Source organism: Pedobacter sp. 05L430, from assembly GCF_056397585.1.
Genome location: NZ_JBFTNT010000358.1, coordinates 1 through 3,925 on the forward strand (window position 1 = coordinate 1; position 3,925 = coordinate 3,925).

Below are 3,925 nucleotides of genomic sequence, written 5' to 3' on the forward strand. Positions count from 1 at the left end.
GTTACACAGATTATGCCATTGCAACATTCCTTAAAAGTTACACAGATTATGCCATTGCAACATTCCTTAAAAATATTGAAAAGAAAGCATGGTATAAGAATACGATTGTGATAATAGTGGCGGATCACTGTGCCGCCAGTGCCGGAAAGAATGAAATTGATATCGACAAATACCACATTCCGTGCATCGTTTTAAATTTACCTGTAAAGGGCAAAATGGTAATAGATAAGCTTTGTTCACAAATTGATCTTTATCCAACATTGTTTAGCCTTTTGGGATGGAATTATGAAAGCAACCTGTATGGTCAGAATGTATTAAATCCGACCTATCAGCCCCGAGCAGTTTTAGGTACTTATCAGAAACTAGCTTATTTAAAGAAGGATAGTTTGGTCATATTAGGTCCTCATAAGGTTACAGAAACCTTTTTGTATCGCAAATCAAGTAATGAGCAAATCCCTGATAAGCTGTCTAAAACCGTAATAGATCAGGCAATAGCAAATTACCAAACTGCTTACGACTTGTTTAAAAACGGCGGATTGCATCAGTAACAGGGGCTTTAAAAAAAAATAGTAATCTAACATTTTTATGGCAAAACCTTTTGGTTAAGCTTTTAATTTTGTAGAAAATCATTGTAGTATGTTTAAAAAGAGCATTTCTCATTTAGGGACGTTTTTTTTAGCTGTATTATCCCTGCTGCCATTATCGTTTCTATACATTTGGGCAGATGCAGCTTACTTCCTGCTCTATTATGTTTTTGGCTATCGCAGGCAGGTAGTAAGAGAAAATCTCTGTAATTCGTTTCCCGAAAAGGAACTGAAAGAAATTATCGTAATTGAAAAGAAGTACTACAGATATTTATCCAGCCTGATATTTGAAGTGATTAAGATGATTAACATCTCTGAAGCGCAAATAAGAAAACGGTTTGTTTTTAAAAACAAAGAGCTGGTAAATGAATATCTAAATAAAGGAGAAAGTGTATTAGTTTGTTCAGCACATTATGGTAATTGGGAATGGGGAACTTTAGGGATAGGCTTAAACTTTTCTGCTGATCATTACCCAATTTATAAGCCCTTAAATAATTCAATATTTGATAAATGGTTTCGCGAAACCCGCAGTAAGTTTGGGAACAAACTCATCCCAATGCGACAAACCCTAAGGGCTATTCAAGCCAGCAAAAATACACCAAGTATTTTTAGTTTTGGTAATGATCAATCACCATCAATAAGGGAACTGCATTACTGCAGAACATTCTTAAACCAACCGGCATACATTCAACTTGGGATAGAGAAAATTGCAAAAAAAACCAATCGCCCTATTTTTTATTTAAGAGTTAAGGTTCTAAAGCGCGGGCATTATGAGGTTGATTGTGTGCCCCTCTGTTTGAATCCAATGGATACTGAAGAATTTGAGATCACCAGATTGCATACGCAGTTTCTTGAAGAGATTATTAAAGATGAACCTGCTTACTGGTTATGGAGCCATCGCAGATGGAAACATAAACCGGTACAAATGCCGGAGCCTTATCTTAAAACAGACATTCTTTATTCCGATGTTTAACATTTGGARCCCCATTTTTTAGCATTAAGGAATATTCAGTACAATACTTTTACTAATTCATAGTAAATAGTACGCTATTGTAAATTACAATTTTATGAACCTGAAGTACTTCTTTATCATTCTCCCGATGTTGCTTGTAGGCCAGGCAATAGCCCAGCAACGTAACCTCATTGATCCTTTGGCAACAAAAGAGACGAAGGCTCTTTTCGATAACCTATACAAATTATCCGAAAAGCATACTTTATTCGGGCATCAGCATGCTACTGAATATGGCCATGGCTGGTCTGGTGATGCTGATCGTTCAGATGTTAAATCAGTTGTTGGATCTCATCCAGCTGTTATTGGAATCGATCTGTCTGGATTAACCGGACAATCGGAGGCTCAGATTGGGAAAACAAAAGAACACCTAAGAAAGAATGTTATAGATACCTATAACAGAGGCGGGGTTACCACTATAGCCTGGCATTTCTCTAACCCGGTTTCAGAAGGAGACTTTTACTGGAAAGACTCGGTTTCTTTACCTGCTGTCGGGTACATTATTCCAGGAGGCAAAGCGCACGATAAGTATATCAAAATCCTTAACGATATTGCTGATTGGGCAAAAAGTCTTAAAGCTCCGGATGGCAACCTAGTACCCGTAATTTTCAGACCTTATCATGAGTTTGATGGCGACTGGTTCTGGTGGGGAAAATCACATTGTACAGTTGATGAATTTAAATCCCTATGGAAATTTACTGTTTCTTATTTACGTGATACGGCCGGTGTGCACAACTTTATTTATGCATTTTCTCCCGATAATCTATTCAATTCTGAACAGCAATATTTGGAACGTTTTCCTGGTAAAGAATGGGTAGATATGCTTGGAACGGATAATTATGGTGATATGGGACGCGATGGCAAATACAATCTGGATGCTGCCATAAAGAAACTCCGCATCGTTTCGGCATACGCTCAAAAGAACGGTAAGCTCGCTGCCTTTACCGAAACCGGATTGGAATCGCTTACCAATCCAAACTGGTGGAACGATGTGCTGCTTAAAGTAATGAAAAATGATAAAATAAGAATGAGCTATGTGTTGGTATGGCGTAACGATACCAAAAGCGCTACACATTTTTATGCGCCTTACCCTGGTCATCCAAACATTCCTGATTTTCAGAAATTCTATAATGACCCCTATACCCTTTTTGAAAAGGACCTTAAAGACATTTATAAATAAGTATTTGTATATTGACAATCAGCTTTAAAATAGCGATAACGGCCGAATAGAACGAATGGGACACAAATTGAAAATACTGCTTTTGGTAGGGGTATGCCTGCTGTTTACCRGCATACATTCCTCTGCACAGTATAACCAGTATCAGTTTTCCCATCTGGATATTAATAATGGTTTGCCGCATAACGATGTAAATTGCTTTTACAAGGATGATAAAGGATTTATCTGGTTGGGAACACTTGCTGGCCTTGCCCGGTTTGATGGATATAGCTTTAAAGTATACCGGCACAGGATAAAAAACAAATCTACCATAAGCGATAGTGATGTTCGTTCTATAACGCAAGGCCCCGATCATAAGTTGTGGATAGAAACAAGGGCCGGAATGGATGTTTATGATCCTGTAACCGAATTATTTGATCACAATATACAACCGGAGCTTTCAAAATATGGGGTTCCGGGAACCACCATCAGAGCGCTAAAAAAGGGTGTTTCAGGCGCATTCTGGTTTATTTCTCCCGCATCCGGATTATATAAATACGATCCGGTAACAAAGAAAACTAACTATATAGCACATAAAATCAGAAGAGAGAGCAGTCTTTCGGCAAGCCCAATTATTGATATTGCAGAGGATAAAAGCGGAAATGCATGGCTTATTCATTCCGACGGAAAATTGGAGATGCTGAAAAAGAACACGGATATTGTTGTGCAAAGAATAGATCTGTCGAGCAAGTTCTCAAACAAAGAAAGCGATACCTATAAGATCTTTATAGATAAACAAGGATTGATATGGATCTACGATATATCCACTTCCACAGGTATTTATTACTTTGATCCTGTAAAAAATGTACTGAATAAGATCAGTAAAAGCTCACCTGTACTTAAACTGAACTCTGATATTGTAACGGGTATTGTTCAAGACAATAGCGACAACATATGGATTGGCACCGATCATGGAGGTATTAACCTTATCGATAAGAAAAACTTCAGCATCAGGTATATCCTTAACAATGAAAATGACAGCAAAAGTTTAAGCCAGAACAGTATTTCCAGTATCTATTACGATAATATGGGTATGATTTGGATAGGTACTTTCAGAAAAGGGATCAATTTTTACCACCCAAATATCATTAAGTTTAACCTCATTAAGCACTCTTC

4 protein-coding genes are annotated in these 3,925 nt (G+C 37.5%); all 4 read left to right on the forward strand.

Annotated elements, in window-relative coordinates; translation table 11 throughout:
* On the forward strand, positions 1-548 hold a 548-nt coding region (locus AC1DG9_RS24625), incomplete at its 5' end, for an LTA synthase family protein (protein ID WP_477635424.1).
* 88 nt (positions 549-636) lie between these two features.
* Entirely contained in the window at positions 637-1,557 is a 921-nt protein-coding gene (locus tag AC1DG9_RS24630) for a lysophospholipid acyltransferase family protein (protein WP_337716862.1), read from the forward strand.
* 94 nt (positions 1,558-1,651) lie between these two features.
* On the forward strand, positions 1,652-2,773 hold the full coding sequence (locus AC1DG9_RS24635) for a glycoside hydrolase family 26 protein (protein ID WP_172660213.1): 1,122 nt from the start codon (positions 1,652-1,654) through the stop codon (positions 2,771-2,773).
* 55 nt (positions 2,774-2,828) lie between these two features.
* Positions 2,829-3,925 (forward strand): ligand-binding sensor domain-containing protein (locus tag AC1DG9_RS24640; protein WP_477635425.1); only part of this gene is annotated, 1,097 nt, incomplete at its 3' end.

Coding starts and splice junctions, on each gene's coding strand:
- AC1DG9_RS24630 (WP_337716862.1), top strand. CDS start 637: ATGTTTAAAAAGAGCATTTCTCATTTAGGGACGTTTTTTTTAGCTGTA.
- AC1DG9_RS24635 (WP_172660213.1), top strand. CDS start 1,652: ATGAACCTGAAGTACTTCTTTATCATTCTCCCGATGTTGCTTGTAGGC.